This is a genomic window from Spiroplasma endosymbiont of Cantharis nigra, assembly GCF_964019925.1.
Lineage (GTDB): Bacteria > Bacillota_I > Bacilli_A > Mycoplasmatales > Mycoplasmataceae > Spiroplasma_A.
The window spans coordinates 818,294-840,881 of record NZ_OZ026470.1; the positions used below are offsets into that span (position 1 = coordinate 818,294).

Below are 22,588 nucleotides of genomic sequence, written 5' to 3' on the forward strand. Positions count from 1 at the left end.
AAAAAGAAATGTAACCATTTCTTTTTTTACTATTTTTTAACTTCTTTTGTTTCTTTAATTTCAACTATTTTTTTCAATGCATTTGCTGCATGTTCTACATCTGGACCAATAACAATTTGTAAACTTTCATTTCCCAATCGCTTGATTCCATAAGTTCCTGCAGATTTTATTAAGGCATCATCAATTTTACTATTATCTTTTAAAATTAATCTTAATCTAGTTGCACAATTATCAATACTTACAAAATTATCTTTTCCAATGGCTTCAACAATTTTTGAAGCCATATTTTCATATTTATCTCCCTTTTGTGAAACCTCTTTTGAAGTTGAAGCTTTACTTGAAGTATTTAAATTACCTTTAGCAGATATTGCCTCAACATTTCTACCTGGTGTAGAAAGATTCATTCATTTAATTACAAAGTAGAACACAAAGTAATAAGTAGCTCCAGCTGCTGCTGTAAGAACTAAGATTCATAATGGGTTAGATATTATAGTACCTTGATTATTTGACAATGCTCATGATTGTGGTAATGAAGCTGCATAATCAATAAATCCGGCACTAAATCCAAATCCAATTTGTATTTTCATAGCTGTAGTTATTGCCATAAATATTCCTGTAAGTCCTGCATGAATTCCAAGTAAAACAGGTGCAATAAATACAAATGAGAATTCTAATGGTTCTGTAATTCCTGATAAGAATGAAACCCCAGCAACTCCTCCAAGGAATCCTGCAATTTCTTTTCTATTATTTTTATCAGCTGTCATTATCATTGCAACAGCTGCCATTGGAAGACCACCCATCATTATTGGGAAAAATCCTGCTTGAAATAATCCTGAGTTACTAATACCTTTTGCAAATGCATTAATATCTCCCATTTCAGTTACTCATTCATTTCCAACTGAAGGAATTGAACCAAAACCTGGTTGAACTATATTTCCACTAACTGGCATTTGGAATCAAAAGAATGTATTCATAATTTGATGTAAACCAAATGGTAACAATAGTCTATTTAAAATTGAGTAAGCTGTTGTTCCTGGTATTGCCACAGCTGGGTTTTCTGGATTAGCAACTGCTGTACCAAAACTAATTAAACCTAATTGTATTCAAGGTCAAATAATTGCAAAAGCTAATGCTGTTGGAATTGTAACTACAAGTGCTATCATTGGTACAAATCTACGACCTCCAAAGAATGATAAAGCAGTTGGAAGTTTTATATCTTTAAATCTATTATATAAAAATGCTGATAAACAACCAGATACTATTCCACCAAGCACTCCAGTACTTAAAACATAAACTCCTCCAATTACATCTCCCTCTTTAATTTGCTGTACATAAAGTAATTTTGAAAAACTATCTCCATCTTTAGTAGTAAATGTCATTAATTTTCCATAAAGCATTTCAGGAAGAGTTCCCTCGCCAGTTAATGCTGCAATAGATAAATAAAATATTACGGCTACAAGAGCAACCTCACCCCGATGATCTTTGGCTAATCCAAAAGCACATCCAATAGCAAATAATAATGCAAGATTATCAAATGGAATTGAACCTGGCTTTTGAATAATCAACGAAATTCAATAACCTATTTGATTAGTTATTTCACCATCAACATTAGTACTGTATGTAATACCTAAAGCTCCAAAACGATTTAAAATAGCTGCAAATGGTAAAACTGCAATTGGAAATTGTAGTACTTTTCCCAATTCTTGAAGCATAGTTAAAAATTTACTTCATCCACTACTTGAATTATTTGAATCTTTAACTTTTTTAGTCTTTAACTTTTTTTCATTAGTTAAATGTAAACTTTTATTATTCATTTTTCATTTCCTTTTCTACTTATAAATTCATAGTACAAAAAAAAAAAAAAATGCAACAATTTTCTATAAAAAGTTACATTTTTAGAAAAATTTTTTAAACTAAATTAATTCCCCTAAACAAATAGCTAAGAAAATTAATGCCATCAAATAACCCACTACTGCTAAAGTAAAAATACCATAATATTGTCAGAATCTAAATATTTTAAATTTAGTAGTAATAACTTTAAAAGAATCCTTTTCATCTTTTTTATTACCTTTAAATCTAATAAAAAAGATAGTTGAAAAAATTCCAAGTAACAATCCTAAAATACCAAAACTAAACAATGTTCAAAATGTTCCTGTACTTAATGAACCTAATAGCATTTTTTTAATCCTCTATTCTAAATCTAAAATGGCTTCATGGACCAATAAAGTTAAGTAGTCTATACTCACTTTTTTTTATTGTACCAATTCAATTATACTTTTGATGTTTATCTTCAAATTTATCTTTTAAAATTATATGACACTCTCCCTTATATTTAATGTCATTATTATTTATTATTACTACATCTCCCTTATTATAAATTTTTTTAGTATTTTGTGAAGGAATTGAATCATTTTTAAATTCAACTCTTGAGAAAGTTGATCTTATAAAATATTCTGTAATATCTCCTCTTCTAAAATGATTAAATTCTAATATATTTTGCTCTATTTTACTAATTTTATAAATCGTTTTTAAATTCAAAGTTATTTCATATTTATCAATATTTGCAAGTTCTTCCAACTCAGATTTTGTTGCATATGCATTCCCAATTATAACTGTATCAATTTCGTTTGTATAAAATAAAATTTTTGCTTGTTCAGAAATACTTAGATTTCTTTGTTCTTCTAAAGTAGGTAATTCTTTTCAACCTACAGCAGAGGTCATATTTCCATGATGGCTTCCTACAAAAGCTGCAGTAGATAAATTATATTTTAAATATCTTTTATTTGCTTCACTAAAATAGTCAAAAGGCAAACCAGTATATTCTAAGGGATAAAAATTATGGCATCCACTTAATCTATTTTTTATTGGTTTAAAATCTATTACATTATCAATTAAACTATCATTATTTGACATATTTAACTGTATATCAATTGCTCCCTTGTTATGAGTAATATTTGCAATTTCAAATGGTAAGCTTGGTGAATCTAATCTTAAACAATCAATTCCATATTCTTTACATTTTGATATATCATTAACATTAATTCCAATTAGCTCCATTGATTGATACTCAACATCTAATATAGTATAAAATCCAATTTCCTTTGCATATTTTAAAGATTTTAAAACCATTTCGGCTTTTTTCTTATCATTTTGTGATCCTACAAAATGTAAAATACTTGTAAAGACTACTTCATAGTTTAATTTTTTTGCTAAATCTAAATATTGCTTATCCTTTTCAAAAGTTGATTGCTCTGGATAAATTGATATTCCTAATTTTCTTTTCATAAATTACCTCACTAGTATAATCTTATCAATAAAAAAATCACTTTTTGAAGTGATTTTTATTTACAGTTTTTTAAAGCAAATTTTAAAACTTTTTCTCCATTTGCTTTACCATAATCTTCTTTTTCTATAACAAAAACAGGCATATTAAGATATGATTTCATTTCGTCAAGTTCATAACCAACTTGAGGACCTAATAGAACTATATCTCAGTTTTTTCCATTAAGTTTAGCTTCATTTATCGAAACAGCTTTGATTTCAACATTTATATCTTCTTCAAATGCATAGTTTTGCATATTTTTAACTAAAATTGATGTGCTCATTCCTGCATTACAAGCTAATAGTATTTTTTTATTCATATTTGATTTCCTCCCAAGATAATTTAACTTTATGAATTTAAATTATTTATTCTATTATTATTTTCTAATATATTTAATTCGTCTAATTTTGGTTTTTTTGTAAACTTGCTTAATAGTTCACGTTGTTCTATTTTATTTGCCATTAAAATAAAAGGCGCATAACATCCCATTAATATAACTAGATTTATCCCAGCAACAAAGCCACCCATAATACTTTTTGTTGTTAAGATTCCACCAAGTATTGGTGGTGTTGTTCATGGAACCATAACACTTGAATGTGGCATAATTCCTGCTACTGTTGCAAAATAAGCAAATGATCCTGCTAATAGTGGTCCAACAATAAATGGTACAAATAATATTGGATTTAAGACTAAAGGCAACCCAAATAGCAATGGCTCATTAATACAAAATAAAGCTGGAATTAAAGTTACTTTTGCCATAGATCTATAATCGCCCCGTTTGGAAAACATTAATATGACAAGAATTAAACCAATAGTTCCTCCAGTACCTCCCATAAATATGAAGTTATTCATAAATGGATTTGTAAAAACATATTCTGGATTTAATCCTTCAGCTAACGATTGTTGATTTTGAGTAAGTCCGTCTAGTTGAATTGGTTCTAATATTGGTGAAAGTACTCCACTAGCGTGAATTCCCATAAATCACAATATTTGTCATAAAAGAACTATTGCTATCATTCCACCAAATCCGGAAACTGCATTAACCATAGGTTTTTGAATTGCTACAGTTATTAAACCATTTAAATCAATGAATGTAACTTTTTCAGTTCCAATAGAAATCTCTCCTACGCTTTGACCAATTCAAGTAATTGAAAATGCAATAATTCCAAAAAACACTGCTGAGATTGTATAAGGAATTAAAATATTAAATGATTTAGAAACTCCATCAGGAACTGATTCAGGCATTCTAATTTTAAATTTTTCATTTTGTGAAAGTCTACCAAATAAAACAGTAGAAGTAATACTTATAATCATGGCAGTAAACATTCCTGAAGTTCCAAAAACTCCTATATTTGTTCAAAATGACGGACTCATAATAAGAAATGCTACAAATGCAACAACAGCCGCAGATCATTGATTAACCTTATAATAAGGTGCTAAATGGTATGCAATTGCCCCTGCTAGTAAAAATCCAAAGAATGCATAAGTTCCATTCCAAATATAGGAACCAATTGTTTTAAATTTATCTAAAATAGCTAATTCGTCAGCAGTTAAATAAAAGAAGTTAAAAAATCCACCATTGGCTGCTCCTAAAATTATATTATTAATTAAAATAAAAACAGCACCAACTATTACTAATGGCATTAATGAAAAAAATCCATTTTTTAATGCAACCATAAATTTTCAATTCGAAAGTTTTCCAGAAGCATTAGTTACTTTATCTACAGTTATTTTTATATTTAAAGGATCTGCTTTACCAGCATTGTATCTAATTAAAAGTTTTTGATGTTTTATTCTGAATTTTTCTTCTTTTATTTTATTTTCATAAAAAATTTTATTTTCATTAATTTTTAATGAAAGATCATAAATTGTTTCATCTAATTCATTTTGAAAAGGTTTAATTCTTCTGGCTTTTCTTTGTTTTTTTAAGATATCATCAATATCAGCAAGACTTTGATTATCCTTTTTTCATTTTTCCATTAGATTTTCAGATTCAATTTTATAGTTTTTTCTATAATTCAATATTTTAGTTGTAACATCTAATTTAATTTCTTTGAGTTGTTCCTTTAATTTTAAGTGCTCCTCTTTAATTAAAGTCTTTTTATCATTTCATTCTTTTTTAATTTTTATTTTAAGTTCCTTATTTTTGGAATTCATAGAGGTTTTTTGAGACTTTATAAAAGAAATTTTACTTTTAGTTTGCTCAATATCCAATTTATTTTTTTCAAGCCTATTTATTTTTTTCTCTTCATATTCTGAATCCAAATTTTGAATGTTCTTTTCATAATCTTCATAGAGTTTATTTATATCAGTCTTTTGATATTTTGCAATTGAAAGTGATAAATCAAAACTTGCTTTTAAATCCTTTTGTTTTTCTTTTTTAATTTTATTAAAAGTTGAAGATACCAACTTTAACTTTCTTTTCTTTTGATGAAGTTCATTAGATAATTCAAATAATTCTTTTCTATTATTTTTTAACTTTATTTTGTTTTCTTTAATAATTTTTGTTGCTTCAAAAATTTCAGGATAATTTTCATACTTTTGCATAATTAAAAGTTACCCCCATCATCTGTTTCTTGGAAACCATATTTAAAGAATTTTTGAACTTCTTCACTATTTAAACTTCCTTCTAACCCATTAAAATGAACTCTAGGAACAATTATTATTTTTTCTTCAAGACCAAAATCTTTTTCGACTATTGCATCATTAATTTTTCCATCTTCTTTTTTTATACCCAAAGACATTACTTCAATTAAATTATCATCAATTTCTAATGCCTCTTCATTGTTTAATTGCTCTGGAGGTTTTCCTTTATAATCTTCACATGCTCTTCAACTATTTAAATAAGCAATTTTTTCTTCTTCTTTCATTGCTATATAATTTAATTCACTATTGCTTTTTGAAGTATGTTCGCAACTTCAATTATAAGTTAAGATCCCGCTAGTATCTTTATTTTTTGAATCATATCAATAACCAGTATAATTTTTTAATGAATCTTCTCCTTTTTGACCAACATTAAGATATTCAATAATACTCTTATCAAATTTAAGTTTTGTTAAAGAGTTTCCACTACTAATTACTTTTTCCATTACTATAAACTTTAGCATTGGTACAAAAAAACCATTTTCAACGTATTTATTCATTTCTTGAATACTCTCAATATAAGCCTTATTTTGAGATGTTTGTTGATAATTATTATAAATATCTTTTGTTATTACTTCATAATAGGCTTGTGTAAATTTTAAGTTATTTTTTAGAACTGCAAATCTAGCTGCATTTGATTGAAATTCAGGCTTTATTATCTCATCTCCAAAAAAATCCAAAAAATTCTTTTCTGATTCATAATTCATTATTTTAGAAGAATTACCATAAATTTCCTTATCTTGAAGCACATAGTAATAATAATCATTATTGTTATCACTTTCCTCATCAATTACTACCATTGAATCAAAATAGTTTTTGGCTATTGAAAATAGTTGTAATGACTCATTAGTTATTTCCTTTAACAGAGCATTATTTCTTTTAATTTCACTATTAATATCCAATGAGAATAAGTTTCTACGTACCTTATTTGATAAATCAATTTTACTTGTAATATTGAAATATTTGTTCTCAGCAATTGATTGTGCATCTTTTTTTAGAATTGCTTTAAATTCTAACGCTCAAGTTGCATTACATGAAACAACTTGAGTAGTTAGTAAAATCGAAGAAGTACTTAATCCTAAAGCACCAATTACAGATATTAGTTTTTTCATATAATCAACTCTTTCTATATATATTTTATAATATTTAAGGCATTAAATACAAATAAATAAATTCAAGATTTAGTTTTTATAAATAATAAACCTTTTTCTTATTTTATACTTCTAATAAAAAAATAACTAAAATATAGAATAATTAATAATATAAGTATAAAAAATAAGTACTTTAAATTTAAGTGAATATAATTCTCTAAGTATACATAATGTTAAAAAAAACATAGAATGTATACAAGGAGAATTTTTTATATGTCAAATGTTACAGGTAATAAATCAAATATTTTAAGTATCAAACAAAAGCAAGAGTTAGTAAATAGACACTATAATGAAAATAGAACTTTTAGAGAGCTTTCAATTGAATATGGTGTATCTTATTCAACAGCAAGAAACCTTTGCATAAATTATAAAATATATGGAGCTGAATGTTTAATTTCAAAAACAGGAAAGCACAACAAGCATTCTAGTGTTAGACCAAATTCTTTAGACCCAAAAGATAAGGAACTAGCAATTCTTAAAAAGAAAATTAAATGATTAGAAATGGAAAATGAAGTTATAAAAAAGTTCAATGAAATGATGGAAAATCAAAAGAAAAAATAAATTATATTTATAAAATCATAGAAGAATTTAAATACAAATATCGTATTTCGGATTTATGTAAGCTTTTAAAAATTACTAGATCAAGTTACTATAGGTGAGTTAGCAATGGTAAAAAGGATTATATTATAAAAATAGACATTAATATTGCAAAAGAAATAAAGTTTCACTTTTTTAAATATAAAGGTATTTATGGTAGTCCAAGAATAACAATATGTTTAAAAAATAAGGGAATAAAGATTAGTCAAAATAAAGTAGCAAGAATAATGAGAATATATAAGATGTATTCAGTAATTAGAGTTAAAAAGATGATTAGAAAACCTAAGGAAAAGAAAAGTATTACTCATGGACCCAATATTGTTAATAGAAAATGAGAAATTTATGAGAAGAATGAATGCTGAGTGACTGACATTACTTATTTACCATTAAATAATAAATTTGCTTATCTTAGTATTTTAAAGGATGTTAAGACAGGATTTATAGTTGGTTATAAATTGTCTAAAATAAATGATATAAAAATTTATAGAGATACTCTTATTAATTCAACAAAATATAGAAATGACATAAGTAAATCGCTTATAATTCACTCTGATAATGGTTCTCAATATACATCATTTTTTGCAAAAAACTATTCAAAAAAGAATAATATAATTATTTCTTTATCAAGACCTGGAAATTCAATAGATAATGCAATGTGTGAAACATTTTTTTCTTCATTAAAAGAGGAATGAAAAAAAGAGTTAAAAGTAAACTCTTTTGAAAAATTGGAAAGCTCTATTAGTAAATATATTCACTTCTATAATTATGAAAGAATACGAGTTAAAACTTCTAACCCTCCATCTTATGAATACTTTAATAATTGAAACAAAATAAAAGTAATTGCATTAAATGCAATTACTTTATAAAAAAACATTTTGTATACTTGACAAAGTATATTCACTTTAAATTTAAGCACTTATTTAATTACTTAGTTACAGTTATAAAATAAAAAGACAAAACCTATTAAATAAGTCTTGTCTTTTACTAATAAAATAAATTTATTTTATTGTTATTAAATTATCTATACCATATTTGTAAACTCCTCAAGCTCCAACCATATTTCCTAATTGCGCTGTTCTAATAGTTATTCTTGAGTAAAAATCTGGTAAAACGTATTTTTTTAATTTTTGTTTAATAATTTTAATTAATGGCTCGCCTAAATTGGAAGGACCTCCACCAATAACAATCATTGATAAATCAAAAAAATGAATTAATACTGATATACATTTAGCTAATGGTTCTAAACTATCTTCAAATACCTTTATAACTTCCGGGTCTTTAATTTTAACTAAATCTGCTACATCAATAATATGAATATCTCCATTTAACTGATTAAATATTTTACCTAATGGACCCTTAGATTTTGAACCAACCTGTTTTAATTTTTTTTCAATACCTGTCGCTGAAGATACTGGTTCTATACAACCAATTAAACCACAACTACATTGACACTCTGATTGAAAACCACCACCATGTCCTGGTTCACTTGGCAGTCCAGTGTTATCTCCAAAAACTAACTTTCTATCAAAAATGGCTCCGCCACCAACGCCAGTTCCCAATGTAAACAATGCCATTGAGTCTGGTTTTCCTTTTAAAGAAATTGCTCATTCCCCATAAGCTGCAGATTTTGCGTCATTTAAGACAAATACATTTTTATTATTAAATAACTTTATTAAATTCTTTTTAGCTGGATAGTTTTTTCAGCCTAAATTTGTTGAATAAATCACTGTTCCAGTTTTATTATCAACAATTCCACAAACTGCTATTCCAATGAAATCAAGTTCACTCATATTAATTTCATTTTCTTTTGCTATTTTAAAAGCTTCTTTTGCAATATTTTCAAGTATTTTATCTTTATTTATAGTATTAAAAATAAAAGTATGACTAATTTTCATATTATCAAAAAAAGCACATTTAGCAGTTGTGGCTCCTAAATCTATTGTAAATGCTTTTGGCATATTATGCCCTCCCAAAATTTTATTTATTTATAATTTTATACATTTCAATCATTTCTTTTCCAAGATCAATAATTGCTTGAGTAGTTATCATTTGATCTTCAGCATGAATAAATATTAATTTTAAATCAAGCTTTTCTCCATTTGCTTCTCTTGAGACAATATCAAAATGAAGATTATGAGCTTTTGTCATTTCCAACTCAGCTTCTTGGATTAATTTATTTGCAATATTAAATTCCTTTACCTTTGCTGAACGAATTGCCTTTATTGCATTCGATTTTGAAGTTCCAATACAAGAAATCATTTCCATTGATATATTTTCTCAATTAATTTCACTCATTTTTGCTCTCCTATTTCATAAGACCTAATGTATATAATTTTTTAAAACGACCTTCTTTTTCTTTAAGTTCGTTAAATGTTCCTCTTTGTGAAACACCATTTTTATCAAGAACAATAATTTCATTAACATTTTTTATTGTACTTAATCTATGTGCAATAACAACTGTTGTTCTACCAACCATTAATTTATCTAATTCTAATTGAATTTCTTTTTCTACAACATTATCCAATGCACTAGTTGCTTCATCAAGAATAAGTAATTGAGGGTCCTTTAAAAAGATCCTTGCAATTACTAAACGTTGTTTTTGCCCTCCGCTTAACATAAAACCTCGTTCTCCTAAAATTGTATCATAACCCATTGGGAGTTTTTTTATATAATTATGGATTTTTGCCTTTTTAGCTGCTTCAATTGCTTGTTGATCTGTTTTATCAAAAAAAGGATATTTAAGATTTTCCATAACAGTTCCATAAAGAATTTGTGGTTCTTGTTCTACATAACCCACTTTATTTAAATAATTACTTGGTTCTAATAACTTAATATTCTTACCATTAATTAAGATTTGACCTGTTGTTACATCATAAAATCTCAACAATAATTTAGCAATTGTTGATTTTCCAACTCCAGTTTCTCCTACAAATGCATAGTTTTTATTTTTTTCAAAAGTTAAATTTATTTCAGCTAATATTTTCTTTTTTGGAGATTCAGGATAATTAAATGTAACTTTATCAAAAGTTATTTTTTCAATATCTCCTATTTCCTCAGGTTGATCTGCAAAGTTTAATAACGAATTTGTATCATAAATATAGTTTAATCTCATTATACAATTAGATAATTTTGTAAGTCCTCTCATTCACATTGGTAATGTTAATAATGAATAAAGAATGTTATTTGTAGCTGACGTAAATGCTACAAGTAAGTGTGATAGTTCTGATGGATCCATGGAATTCTTATAAAGACCGATAGCTGAAATAATTGTAATAATCGGTAATGACCATGCAAAAGTATAAGAAAAAAAAGATAATAAAGATTGAAGTCAAATTACTTTACTTAATTTTTTATCATATTTATCATGTAACTTCATATTTCGTTTAGTTTCTCTATCTTCTGCTGCATTTGCTTTTATAGCTCTAATATTAATTAATCGATCTGTAATATCTGCGTCAATTGATTGTTTAACATCAACTGACTCAATAATGGCTCTTCTATAATAAATAAATAAAACTCAAATTATTATTACTAAAACAATAAATATCATTAAAACAATTAAAGCAAGATTAACATCTAAAATAAACATAAATATCATCATTGCTATAAAACTAACAGTTGTGAACAATAAATTTAATAAAAAATCATTAAATGAATCTCCTGCTCCTTGACTGTCATTAATTACTCTCGACATTATTAGTCCTAATTGGTTTTTTGAATAGTAACTAATATCAACCTCAACAAGTTTTTTTAAGGCTTTAACTCGTAAATAAATTTCAACTTTTTTTGAAAAGTAAGCCGAGTAAATATTTGTCAAATAGTCAAAAATTATAATTAGTACTAATAGTGCTAATCCAACATATGCTCAACTAACTCAAGTCATTGAAAATCATAAAAAACTATCAGCTTGTTGTCCCTCATTAATAATATTTTTTGTCATTTCACTAACTACAATAGTCATTGAAGAGTAAAAAATTGCATCAATAATTGTAAAAATAATATAGCCTACAAAAGTAGTAGGATTTTGTTTAATACACTCTCCAATCATTTTAAAAGAGTCTATAAATTTCTTTTTAGAGAATGCTTTATCACTTATAAATTTCTTTTTTTTCATAAATACCTCAAAAATAAAAAACCCTTTCTAGGTTTTTTTGTGGTTCATCTTAAAAAATATGAGAACCTGTATAATTCAGTCCAGTTCCTATTAATAGTAATGCAATATTAATTCCTAATAATGATAAATGGAACTTTCACGTACCTTTCATTATTGTACCATAACTTGTTCTACCAATTTGTGCTGCACCAACAACAATTCCTGATGCTGGGGATACCATATTTGCCATTCCATTTGCAAATGCAAATGCTGTAATACTTCCAGAAACCATTGTTATTGAAGAAGAACCAATAGTAACTGAATTTGCTAGTGGTCCTCACACTGGAAAAATGGCAGTTGAAAATCCTGAAGTTGAAGGTAAAGCAAATGATAATGGAATAAACAATAGGAAAGTAATTATTATAAATGCAAAAGGATTCATTGCATTGCTATTTGACCCATTAATTGAACTTAACATTAAAGACTTAATTCCAGTTTCACTCAATAAATAAGTAATAGCTCCAGCTATTGAAATAATAAATGCTACTCCTATCATATCTTTAGAACCTGTTAATAAGTCCTCTACAAAAGTTTCTTCACCTTCTCAGTTTAAAATAGAAACTATTAATGAACCTATAAGGAAAAAACCAGCTACAACGTACATATCTCCATGTCCAAATCCAGGAACTAATGACGTAAAGAATGGCATATATTCTTGTACTCAAATACCTGCACCCTCAAAAATATTTTTACCAATTAATGTATCTCAAGGAAATAAATAAGCAATCATTAAAAGGAACATAAGCAAGAAGATTATACATACTGTTATTCTTTTCTTTGTCAATGGTACTTCATTAACTTGTTCTTTTAAAAAATATTTTTTATCCTCTTCTAATGTAGAAAAAGTATATGATAAATGTGGATTTTTTTTAACTTTTCTTGCATAAAACATAATATATGCTGATGTAAAACCTGTAACTAAGAACCAAGCAATAATTCTGAATGCTAGTCCATCAGTTGGATTAGAAATTCCTTCTTGACTTGAGTTAGCAGCTGCTGAGGCTGTAAAAATTAAGAAAGGATCAAATGTTGCTAGCATTGGACCAATTCCACCACCAAGAAGCACAGTGATTGTGGCTGTAAAAACATCAAAACCTGCGACAAGCATAAGTGGAATAACTATCATATGAAACCCTAGAGCCTCTTCAGCCATACCATATGCTGACCCACAAAAACTTAAAAATACTACAATAATAGGAATAGCTCATATTGTTTTATCTTTAAATTTTCATGCAATTTTTTGAGTTAAAGCATCTAATGATTTAGACTTCATAACAATATAAATAAAAGCACCAATTGCCATAACAAAAACAATGATTTCAACTTTATCATTAAACCCTTGAAAAATAGAAACAAATAAATCGATGATACCAATAGCTTTAATTTTTTCATCTTCAGCTTTTACACCTGCATAGTGTAAAATTCACGACACTACCATTATGATTACTAATACAAAGAAAAGTATTGTAAAAGAAGTAGGAATTTTAAATTTCCTTTTTTTATTAATTTTTAGCTCATTATTATTCATTTTAAGTTCTCTCATTCTATAGTTAATATAATTTATTGCTATTTATTATGTGCTAGTGGTTATTATTTATTATTTTATTTGTCTATTAAAAAAATTTAAAGATAAGTATTAATTGAAAATTAATTAAAAAACATAGTCTAAAACTACTTGCGTTTGCCCTTGCTGTTTTGTTTAATTATTGTTCTCATAAAATACTCCTGTGCATTTATCTATTAAATTATAATATAAAAAAATGCCATTTCTGACATTTTTAAAATATATTTTTTGATTCTAAAATTATTTATTTAATATCCTTTGAATCATTTTCGGCCTCTTGCTCTTTAATTTTTTTATCAATTCTTTTAATTTGTTTGTCAGCCTTATCTTTAAAACTATTAGTTTTTCCTTCTAAATATTCTAATTTAATTTTTTTGAATAAAATTGAAACATATTCTTTATTAATATAATATAAAATACCTGGTAATAATAAAGCTCCTGATATTCAGTTACCAATTAATGTTGGAATAGTACTTAATGCAATAAATAATAGAACTTGAGAAAATTGAGGTGTTAATCCACTTTCTAAAGTTAATTGTGGATTAAATATTGTTTCAAATAGTAACATTCATAAAAAGAATGAATTTGCTGGTCCATGTTGAAACCCACCTATTGCAAAGAAAGCAATTGGAAATATTAATAATAGTACTATAGTTGCTGAGTTTTTTGTTGAGCTTGTTAATGGTAATGTTGAACATACCATCATATTACATAAAATCCCAGAACAGATTCCAATACCTATTGTTGCAAAGATACTAACTGCTTTAATAGAAGTACCATTTGATAAATCATCTGCAACTAAATATAATTTATGAATAACCATATCAAAAGTTTTAAGTAAAAATGCTTCATTATTCTTAAGTAAGCCCCCTGCACCTGCAAAAAGAGCTACAAATATAAAAGTTCCTAAAAAATTTCCTAAAAGAACACCAAAGATTCCCTTTAAGTAAGACCTTTTACTTGCACATCCTTTAAAAACAGGAATGCTACTAAAAACATGACTTGTAAATAAACCCCCACCAAGAAATGTAATTAAAATTATACATCCTGGGAAAAGAAAACCCAATAAGAGAGTTCCTACTTTTTCAAAACCAGTTCCTTGTAGAGAAACCATTGCGATAACACATGCCACATAACCAAAACCAATAATTACACCACTCATAATTCCTAAAAGAATTTGCTTAACAAAAGTATAATGTAATTTATGAATTGCTGCCTTGAATCCTCCAAGTGTACCATCAATCATAAATGAATGTTGTGCATCTAATATACCATAGTCTTGTTCCTTTAGAAGCTTTATTTCTTCTTCAATATTTCTATTCTTATTCATAAAAGTTTTTCTCCTAATTAATATATTATTCTTTATCTCTAATTTTATTTTCAACCATTTCAATGAATTCTTTTAGTGAAACTGTAGTTTGTTGTTCGCTACCATATCTTCTAAAAGTTACTGTATCATTTTCTGATTCTTTTTCTCCAAGAACTAATTGATATGGAATTTTTCTTACTTGTGAATCACGAATTTTATAACTTAATCTCTCATCTCTTAAATCAATTTTTGATCTAATTAATTTTTCTTTAAATTGATCTCTTACTTTTTCAGCATACTCTTTATTTGCTAAATTAACTGGTATAATTTCAACTTGCAATGGTGAACATCAAAGTGGTAATACACCTTTTGTTTGTTCTAAAAGAACTGAAATAAATCTTTCATAAGTTCCTACAAGTCCTCTATGAATCATAATTGGTTTTTCAAGTTCTCCATCACTGTTGATATAACTTATATCAAATCTCTGTGGTAATAAAAAGTCTAATTGTATTGTTGAGACAGTTATTTCATGACCTAAAGCAGTTTTTGCTTGAATATCCAATTTTGGACCATAAAATGCTGCTTCACCAACCATTTTTTTATAATCAATTTTTAATTCATTTAAAACATTTTCTAATTCGGCTTCAGCATGATTTCACATTTTTTCATCATTAAAGTATTTTTCTTTATCTTTTGGATCTCTTAGAGATAAAGAAAGATAGTCAACTTTAATATCAAAAGTTAATAGTACTTCTGTAATTAAATTAAAACATCTTATAAATTCTTCTTTTACTTGTTCAGGTGTAACAAAGATATGTGAATCAGTTAATTCCATAGCTCTAACTCTTTCAAGTCCTGTTAAACTACCTGATGATTCATATCTATGTTGTAAAGCATGTTCTGCAAATCTTAATGGTAAATCTCTATAACTTCTTTGTTTATATTTATATACTGCAATATGATGCGGGCAACTCATTGGTTTTAAAACCATTTCTTCTTTTGGAAGCATCATCGAAGCAAACATATCATCACGATAATGATCTCAGTGTCCAGAAGTTTTATAAAGATCACTAGTACCAATAACTGGAGTTTCGATTTGAATAAAATCGTATTCAAATTCTTTTTGCATTAAATACTTTTTAATCTCTTGTTTTAAAATGGTTCCATTTGGCAATCAAATTGGTAAACCTTGCCCAATTAAAGGATCTAAATGATAAATTTCTAAAATTTTAGCAATATGTTTATGATCATTTTCCTTAATTTCTTCAATTTTTCTTTGTTTTTCTTCAAAGGCTTTCTCAGTAATTGCAGTTAAACCATGAATTTTATATACAAACTTATCTTCTCTTATTTGAAAAGCAGTAACCTCATTTAATTGAATTTTAAATAAGTCGCTTGTTTTATTAAGAGTTGCAAATCTTGAATAAAATAAAACATCTTTTATAGCAGAAATCGGAAATTTAATATATCTTTTTTTGTTTAAATCAACCATACCCATTGTATATTTTTCTTTTACATTCATTTTATTCATCATATCAATATAATCTTTTTCAGTAAAAGTATTTCCTTTGAACTCAATATCAAGAGCTAATGAAATATATTTATTTGATAATTCTTCAACTTTTTTAACATTTTCTAAAGTTAATTTCTGATCACAATCAAAATAACTAAAAAATTCTAATTTATTATATCCTTCTTCTTCAGGGTAAAGACTACCCTCAGGAAAAACTTCCTTAAGTGCTAATCCAACAATCACCTTAGCAGTATAATTTATAACAGATTCATATAATTCATGTCTTTCTGTTATTAGTTGTAATTTACAATCTCTATCAATAAGCGCTGTATTTGGTACAACCTCTTTATCGTTAATAACTGCACCTACACATTTTTTTCCAAGTGATATTGAAATTTCTTGAGCAACTTCAAGAACAGATTTTGGTTCATCATAATTTATAATATTGCCATCTAGTAGTGTTATTTTCATCTTTTTCCACCTCTGTCTTTATAAAAAATACATAAACTAACATTCTTAATTATACATAATTTTATTAAGCACAAACAACAAAATTGACTTTATATTATATTTTATTGAAACTTTTCAAGAAAAAAACCAAATATTAGAATAAAAAAATATACTCTTATAGAAGAGTATATTTTAAAGAACTATATTTTAAAGGCTTTAAGATTTTTATCAAAATAATTTATAACGTCTATACATTCATCAATATTTTCTAATTTGGCTCCTGATGCACTAATATGACCTCCACCGCCGAATTTAATTGCAATATCTCTGACGTTGCATTTATCTGATCTAAATTCAACTCTAATAAAATCTTTATCTTGTGTAAAAAATACTCAAGCAATTGCTTCTTTAATTTCACCTAGCATATTAACTCAAAGTGATACCTTATTAAAATTATCCATTTTAAAATCTTGCATTATTTCTTTACTTAATATAATAAAAGCTATTTTTTGTTTTGACATTTTATAATTACTTAGAATATAACCTTTTAATTTAAGTTCTTGTTCAGTTAAACCATAAATATTTTTATAAACATTGCTTATATTAAAACCTTTTTTTAAAAGAATACTTGCCATTTCAAATGTTCTAGAAGTTACATTTCTATACATAAATCTATCTGTATCTGTTACAAGACCATGAAATAAATAATAAGCTGTTCGTTCCGAAAAAACTAATTTTGTTTTATTATAAAGTTCTGTTAATAACTCACAAGTTGCTGGATAAGAATCATCAACAATTTCCATTGTTGCATATTGATCAACATTGACATGATGATCAATTTTAAAAATATTTGAAGCGGATTTTAGTCAATTTAAATCCTCAATATCAATTCTCTGTTTTGTTGCAGTGTCTGTAATAATTACTAATGAATCTTGAAAATCTTTTTGCTTTAATACTTCTGTTTTGCCAATACATTTATATTCATTTGGTAAAACCCCACCTAGTTTGATATCCTTATTTTTAAAGTTATCATTAATAAATTGATATAAAGACATTTGTGAACCTATAGCATCAAAATCTGGATAAATATGTCTTAGGAGTATTATTTTTTTATTATCATTTATTAGTTTAATAAGTTTTTTAAACATTTTATTTCCTCTAATATTCTAAACTTTCAATTCTAATTTTTGTTGACTTTTTAATAAAAGATTTTGATTTTTTTATTTCTTTCCTTAATGTTTTATCTTCTAATAAATTTTTAGAATTTAGATCAAGGTCTTTAATTTGTTGAATCTTATTATTTTTTAATTCTTTTATAAAGTCAATTCTCTTTTTATTAAATTTTTCTATTAGTTTTTTATATTCCAAATTATGAGTATTATAAATCTTCTTAGCCTCAACTAAATCTAACTCTAAATTATCACTTAACTTAAAGTTTTTTATGTAACTCAAATATCATGCATGTTTCTTAGAAACTTTTTTTATTTTAGTAATTGTTTTTGCTTCTTGAAGAATTTGCTTATTAATATATGCATAGTAAGCTTCTGATTGAATAAATTCCATTCCATCTTTCGATAATCCTAAAACTTCATTTGCTTTGTATTTTGCAAAATTTTTATGTTTAATTACAAGAATTATTTTTTCAATATATTTAGGATTAATTCCTAAATTAATTTTATTTCTTAAGGTTGTAGAGATATATTCAATTAATAAGGTAAATAGTATAATACCAAAAAGTAAAGCACCAAATTCATTAAATAACTTATCTGCAAAATAACTATTTAATAAATAACCCATATTTCCTGATGCCACAACACCTAAGATTGCTACTTCTTTAAAGTTTATATCAAATCTATAAATTATGTATGAAATAACACTGCTTGTAGTTTGAGGCATTACGCCATATTTAAATCTTTGAAATTTATTTAATCCTGTAGACTCTAATTGATATAGGACTTTTAAATTTATATCATCAAAAACTTCTCTATTATATTTTGTAAGCATACCAACGGTTCCAGCTGCAATTGCTAGTGTTGCTGTAAATGGACCCATACCAACAAGTGCTATAAATAAAATTGCATATATGTAAGTTGGAATTGATCTTATAATAGAAGTTATTAGCACGAAGAATTTTGCAACATAATAATTTACTATATTCTCTGAGCTTAGTATACCAAAAATATATGCTATGATTGCTCCTATAAAAGTACCAACAATAGCAATTGATAACGTTTGAAATAATAAATAAATTACTGATTGAGGTGCATATCCATAAGGAATAAATAATGATAATCAATTTATTTTAAACATCTCTAATATATTATGGTTAGTATCTTTAATAGTTTGTGAACTTTCAATACTAAATTCAATGAAAGTTAATGAATAACAAAAAAGCGCAAAAAGAATAAAGTATAAACATAATCTTTTAATGTATCTTTTTGGATTCTTTTTAATAACTTCATCTATAGTTAAATTTTTTAAATAAATTTCATGTTCTAATATAGCTGAATTATCTAAAGTATTTCTCATTTCTTCTTTTAATTTAAGAACTTCAAAATTAAAATTAGTTAGATAAACCTTATCTCTTCTAACATTTATCGAGTTTTTTTCATCTCAAATAAATCATGATTTGGAGTTTAAATTTTTCTTTTTAAATTCTTCAAATGAAATTATATCTTCTTTTAATTTTGAATGATGTTCATTTAAGAACTCAACTCTTTTATTTTTTAAATCGTGTTTAATTTGCTTAACTAAATCATAATTTTTATTTTGTTTTGCAACTTCTAAACTAGAATATAAATCCTTTTGAATAATATATCTTATATAGAAATTTATATTATTCATCCTTGAGATTTTTTTAATTAAAGTCTTATATTTTTTTTGTTTCTTCTCATCTAAAATATAATCCTTATCCAATAAGATATATTTTTTTAATACATATATTATTATTTCCAATAAAATTACTACAGCAACTATTAAAAATAATAAAAATCCAACTCTAGATCAATCATCGTTATCCCTTGAATTATCAATTAATTTACCAATACCATAATTTGTAACTCCACCAATAACTGAAATATATCTTATATTAGTTTCTAGCGCATAAAAAGTAGCTGAAGTAATATGATTTGATATTTGTGGTACAACAGCAGATCTAAAAGATCTCATTTTATTAGCCCCTGTTGCTTGTTGTGATATAAAAATTTTTGTATTTATATGTTCTATTCTCTCAAACAAAATTTTTGAAGTTATTGAAAATGTAAAAATTGATAAAACAATTGTGACTGTTAAAATTGTTTGTCCAAAATATCCAACAAAAATAAGAGCATAGACAAAAGCAGGAATTGTTCTAAAAATTGCAATAAAGCTTTTAGCAGTATTATTAATAAATTTATTATTTACAATATTTCCTGCAGCTAAAATTGCAACAGGAATTGCTATAAGCACACCAATTATAGTTCCAGCAAAAGCCGTTATCATAGTCATAAAAATAGAGTTTAGAGCAGTATTTAAGAAAACTATTCCTACAGTATCTGGTTTAAGAAAATCTTCTCAATCCCATTTAAATAAATCTCCAATTCTCTCAAAAAATAAACCAAAAGATGAAAAAAATTCAGGTCAATTGGTTTCTAACATATTGAAACCAAATATTATTAATATAAAAACTATAATAGATAGAGTTATAAAAAATGTTTTTTTAGGAGCTTTTGTGTAGCTATTATTTATTGCAAAAACATTTCTAGAAGTAATCGCACTAATTTTTCTATTCATTTTAATAATTTTCTCCATAAACTTCTTTTAATATTTTCTTTGTCAACTGTTCAGGTTTTCCATCAAAAATTATTTTTCCATCTTTTAATCCAATAATTCTTGAAGCATATTTTTGTGCTAATTCAACATGATGTATATTTAAAATTATTGTTATTTTTTCAGTTTTATTAACATTTTGAAAATCTTTAATAACTTGATTAGCAAGTATTGGATCTAATGCAGAGACAGGCTCATCTGCAATAATTAATTGAGGTTCTTGAGATAAAGTTCTTGCTAGTGCAATTCTTTGTTGCTGACCCCCACTTAAATTTTCAGCTCTAATATATGCATAATCTAATAAATTTAGTTTTTCTAAAGACTTTAATGCTATCTCCTTATCTTTTTTTGAAAATATTCCAAAAAGAGATCTTCAAAAATTTACTTTTGAGATTCTTGAGTTTAATACATTTGTTAAGACTGTTTGTTTTTCTAAATTATTATATTCTTGAGACATAAGACCAATCTTACTTCTTAATTCTCTTAATTTTTTATTTTTTATTTTACTTAAATTATATTCTTCAATATCATTTCAACTAATTAATATTTCTCCCGAAGATATTTTATTTATACCATTAATGGTTTTTAAAAGTGTAGTTTTACCAGCCCCTGATAATCCAATTACTGCAACAAACTCGCCATCCTCTATTTTTAAATTAATATTTCTTAAAACATGTTTACCATTAGGTCAAACCTTGTTTACATTTATGAATTTTATCATATTAAAAAAATACAAAAAAGCTTTAAGCTTTTTGTATTATATTATTTTCTATCAGTTTTTCATCTTATCTAATAGAGTTTGTGTTGCGTTTGTTGTTTGAGTAATTGATTTATCTGTTGTTAATTCAAAATCAAAACTATTTTCCTTACTTGCTGGTCCTACATAACCTGTATGATTGTAAATTTCAAATATGCTTGCATTTTCTTTATCTTCAATTAAATTTTTAAATGCAGTTCTTAAATCATCTTTAAAAGTTTCATCTTTTATAGTTTTTTTAGAATAAGCTATTAAATCATTAATAATTGGGTCAGTTGCTCCAATTATTGTTGTGTTTTTAAAGCCATTTTCTACATCATTTGAAGATTTACTTTCCATTCTTATATCACTAAAACCAACTGCATAATTTGAAGTTGCATTTGAAACTTCTTGAGAGGCTTGAGGATAACTACCTTGTTCATGCTTATTTTGTCATAAATCCTTTAAATTATTATCTTCAATTTTTAAAACATCTTGTAATCAAAGCATTGGGTATAAAACTCCTGCACTTGATGTTTTGCTAGCTCCAAAAGTAAATTGAAATTTTTTGTCATTTGTTCCTTTTAAAATTAATTCTTTTAATGCTTCATGATAACTAGCAGAATCTTCAAATGAATCAATGTTAAAATTGTTATCACTTAGAAATTGATTATTAGCATATATATATGATCTATAGTATGATGCTTCATTCTCTTGATCTAATAAAAGTCCCTTTGCTTTTTCTTGAGTTTTTAATTCATTAAGATTATCTTTAACCATTTTATTATAATGTTTAGATAATTCTCACGAAGTTTCTAAAGTAATTTTTTCCATTGCTAATGTCGAACTAAATTTGTCATCTTCACCTTTAAACTTTTCAAAAGTAGTCTCGGGTTTTGCTCCTGCTCTTGAAGCATTTAAAAGAATTCCTTGTTTATCAAATACTCCATCTTTATCTGTTCCTCTATATTTTGTATATGTATTTACAGGTAAGAAAGCTAAATGAGCTTTACCATCTTGTAAAGTTTTTCCAGCAACTTCATAATTTGTTGAAGTTGATATCTTAACTTTCTTTGTAGATGTTCTATTATCTGCCTGAGCTATTTTTGATAACTCATTTGCTAATTTTTCCTCTAATGGTTTTACAGTACTTATGATTTCTGTACTATTTTGAGATGGTACAAATAATATGTTTATTGTATCCTTATTTGGATTACAAGATACTACATATGTACCTGAAGATATAACTATTGATGATGATCCTAAAATTGAAAGTAGTTTTTTCATTTTTTTCTCCTATTAATTATGTTGAAACTATAAAGAAAAAGAAAACATACTAACTA

Annotated in this window: 18 protein-coding genes; 2 read left to right on the forward strand and 16 right to left on the reverse strand. The window is 25.8% G+C overall.

The window, feature by feature from the left end; translation table 4 throughout:
• Positions 1–29: 29 nt before the first annotated feature.
• The 6 genes from AACL04_RS03545 to AACL04_RS03570 all read right to left on the reverse strand — a co-directional run bounded on the left by AACL04_RS03545 (position 30) and on the right by AACL04_RS03570 (position 7,077).
• Entirely contained in the window at positions 30–1,814 is a 1,785-nt protein-coding gene (locus tag AACL04_RS03545) for a PTS transporter subunit EIIC (protein WP_339029616.1), read from the reverse strand.
• Positions 1,815–1,913: 99 nt separating this feature from the next.
• Complete coding sequence (locus AACL04_RS03550) at positions 1,914–2,177, reverse strand: hypothetical protein (protein WP_339029617.1); 264 nt, start codon at positions 2,175–2,177, stop codon at positions 1,914–1,916.
• A gap of 4 nt (positions 2,178–2,181) precedes the next feature.
• A complete protein-coding gene (locus AACL04_RS03555; RefSeq protein WP_339029619.1) occupies positions 2,182–3,285 on the reverse strand; it encodes a MupG family TIM beta-alpha barrel fold protein in 1,104 nt (367 codons plus the stop codon).
• A 56-nt stretch (positions 3,286–3,341) separates the two neighbouring features.
• Complete coding sequence (locus AACL04_RS03560) at positions 3,342–3,641, reverse strand: PTS sugar transporter subunit IIB (protein WP_339029621.1); 300 nt, start codon at positions 3,639–3,641, stop codon at positions 3,342–3,344.
• Positions 3,642–3,670: 29 nt separating this feature from the next.
• Positions 3,671–5,869, reverse strand: a complete 2,199-nt coding sequence (locus tag AACL04_RS03565; RefSeq protein WP_339029623.1) for a PTS transporter subunit EIIC — start codon at positions 5,867–5,869, stop codon at positions 3,671–3,673.
• A gap of 2 nt (positions 5,870–5,871) precedes the next feature.
• Positions 5,872–7,077 carry a hypothetical protein gene (locus AACL04_RS03570; RefSeq protein ID WP_339029625.1) on the reverse strand — a complete coding sequence of 402 codons (1,206 nt, stop codon included), beginning with the start codon at positions 7,075–7,077 and terminating at the stop codon, positions 5,872–5,874.
• Between the two features lie 252 nt (positions 7,078–7,329).
• Here AACL04_RS03570 and AACL04_RS03575 point away from each other — a divergent pair, with 252 nt between their 5' ends.
• Both AACL04_RS03575 and AACL04_RS03580 read left to right on the forward strand, forming a co-directional pair.
• The gene (locus AACL04_RS03575) at positions 7,330–7,677 is read left to right on the forward strand and encodes a hypothetical protein (RefSeq protein ID WP_339029627.1); all 348 of its coding nucleotides are present in this window, start codon (positions 7,330–7,332) and stop codon (positions 7,675–7,677) included.
• Complete coding sequence (locus AACL04_RS03580) at positions 7,608–8,579, forward strand: IS3 family transposase (RefSeq protein ID WP_339029629.1); 972 nt, start codon at positions 7,608–7,610, stop codon at positions 8,577–8,579. The genes AACL04_RS03575 and AACL04_RS03580 overlap by 70 nt, the downstream gene beginning before the upstream one ends.
• Before the next feature lie 132 nt (positions 8,580–8,711).
• Here the strand turns inward: AACL04_RS03580 and AACL04_RS03585 are convergent, their stop codons facing one another.
• The 10 genes from AACL04_RS03585 to AACL04_RS03630 all read right to left on the reverse strand — a co-directional run bounded on the left by AACL04_RS03585 (position 8,712) and on the right by AACL04_RS03630 (position 22,532).
• Positions 8,712–9,671 carry an ROK family protein gene (locus tag AACL04_RS03585; RefSeq protein ID WP_339029630.1) on the reverse strand — a complete coding sequence of 320 codons (960 nt, stop codon included), beginning with the start codon at positions 9,669–9,671 and terminating at the stop codon, positions 8,712–8,714.
• A gap of 19 nt (positions 9,672–9,690) precedes the next feature.
• Positions 9,691–10,008, reverse strand: a complete 318-nt coding sequence (locus AACL04_RS03590) for a PTS lactose/cellobiose transporter subunit IIA (RefSeq protein WP_339029631.1) — start codon at positions 10,006–10,008, stop codon at positions 9,691–9,693.
• A 10-nt stretch (positions 10,009–10,018) separates the two neighbouring features.
• Complete coding sequence (locus AACL04_RS03595; protein WP_339029632.1) at positions 10,019–11,827, reverse strand: ABC transporter ATP-binding protein; 1,809 nt, start codon at positions 11,825–11,827, stop codon at positions 10,019–10,021.
• 49 nt (positions 11,828–11,876) lie between these two features.
• Positions 11,877–13,394, reverse strand: a complete 1,518-nt coding sequence (locus AACL04_RS03600) for a hypothetical protein (RefSeq protein WP_339029634.1) — start codon at positions 13,392–13,394, stop codon at positions 11,877–11,879.
• A 280-nt stretch (positions 13,395–13,674) separates the two neighbouring features.
• The gene (locus AACL04_RS03605; RefSeq protein ID WP_339029636.1) at positions 13,675–14,760 is read right to left on the reverse strand and encodes a formate/nitrite transporter family protein; all 1,086 of its coding nucleotides are present in this window, start codon (positions 14,758–14,760) and stop codon (positions 13,675–13,677) included.
• Between the two features lie 25 nt (positions 14,761–14,785).
• Positions 14,786–16,723, reverse strand: a complete 1,938-nt coding sequence (thrS, locus tag AACL04_RS03610; RefSeq protein WP_339029638.1) for a threonine--tRNA ligase — start codon at positions 16,721–16,723, stop codon at positions 14,786–14,788.
• Between the two features lie 179 nt (positions 16,724–16,902).
• Positions 16,903–17,850, reverse strand: a complete 948-nt coding sequence (locus AACL04_RS03615; RefSeq protein ID WP_339029640.1) for a bifunctional oligoribonuclease/PAP phosphatase NrnA — start codon at positions 17,848–17,850, stop codon at positions 16,903–16,905.
• Between the two features lie 10 nt (positions 17,851–17,860).
• Positions 17,861–20,473 (reverse strand): PhnE/PtxC family ABC transporter permease, encoded by a 2,613-nt coding sequence (locus AACL04_RS03620; RefSeq protein ID WP_339029642.1) that lies wholly within the window; start codon positions 20,471–20,473, stop codon positions 17,861–17,863.
• Position 20,474: 1 nt separating this feature from the next.
• Complete coding sequence (phnC, locus tag AACL04_RS03625) at positions 20,475–21,230, reverse strand: phosphonate ABC transporter ATP-binding protein (protein ID WP_339029644.1); 756 nt, start codon at positions 21,228–21,230, stop codon at positions 20,475–20,477.
• A gap of 48 nt (positions 21,231–21,278) precedes the next feature.
• Positions 21,279–22,532 carry a PhnD/SsuA/transferrin family substrate-binding protein gene (locus AACL04_RS03630; RefSeq protein ID WP_339029645.1) on the reverse strand — a complete coding sequence of 418 codons (1,254 nt, stop codon included), beginning with the start codon at positions 22,530–22,532 and terminating at the stop codon, positions 21,279–21,281.
• Positions 22,533–22,588 lie beyond the last annotated feature (56 nt).